Here is a 1,000-nt window from a genome sequence, read left to right on the forward strand (position 1 = left end):
GAGGAGGGCTGGGACGCGCCCGCCGGCGCCGCCCGGGCCGTGCGCGTCCCAGCCCTCCTCGCGCAGCTCCTCCACGAACACGAAGCGGCGGTAGGCCCACCAGCGGAACAGGGTGCCCAGCCCGACGCCGACCACCTTCGCCGAGACGTTCGAGGCCAGCGGGCCGCGCAGCCCCAGCACGTAGTACGTGAAGGCCAGGCAGGCGGCGCTGATGAGCAGCCCCGCGCCGTTCATCAGCGCGAACATCAGCAGCTCGCGCGGCGCCGAGGCGCGCCGGCGGTGCCGGAAGGTCCAGTAGCGGTTGCCCAGCCAGGCCACCACCACGCTGACGACGATCGCGATGCCGTTGGCCGTCAGCGGCTTGTGGTGCAGCACGCCTTCGCCGCCGGGGCCGGCGAAGCTCAGCAGGTTGAAGACGCCGAAGTCGGTGACGAAGGCCACCGCCCCGACCACCCCGAACTTGGCGGCCTCGCGGGCCAGCACCTCGTAGGTGTCGCGCAGCCGCGCCACCAGGCCCGGGCGGGGGCCGTCGTGCGCCGGGTCCGCGGGACCGGGCGCGGGGGCGGTGCGGGGCGTTGCGTCGGTGTCGTCGGCCACGGTGGGCGGTGCTCCGTTCGTCGCGCCCCACCCGCTCCTCGGCCGGGGCTCGGTCGTACCGGGTCCGCAGTCTGGCCGATCGGGCTGTGCGTGCGCGGAGCCCCGTGGCTCACCGCTCGACGCGGCTGCGGCCCTTCGACGGGTCCAGGTGGTCCTCCATCTTGACGGCACCCAGGATGCCGACGACGACGAGCGCCACGCACGCGATGACGGTGAGCACTGCGGTTCCCCCTCCGTGGGATGCCCCGCGGGTCCGCGGAGCGCGGACCCAGGATGAACCACCCGTGCGGCCCGGGCATCCCGGGACGATGGTGGACCACGCCGGGGTCCGGCACGCCCTCCCCGTCGGCCGACACGCCGGGGACCTGAGCCGCGGCCGGTCGCCTACCCTTCCCCCGTGACG

General features: G+C 75.3%; 1 protein-coding gene. It reads right to left on the bottom strand.

Annotated elements, in window-relative coordinates; translation table 11 throughout:
• A partial coding sequence (locus GTR00_RS21625) for a GtrA family protein (protein WP_323132670.1) occupies positions 1–597 on the bottom strand: 597 nt, incomplete at its 3' end.
• Between the last annotated feature and the right edge of the window lie 403 nt (positions 598–1,000).

This window comes from Kineococcus indalonis (genome assembly GCF_009906395.1).
GTDB lineage: Bacteria > Actinomycetota > Actinomycetes > Actinomycetales > Kineococcaceae > Kineococcus > Kineococcus indalonis.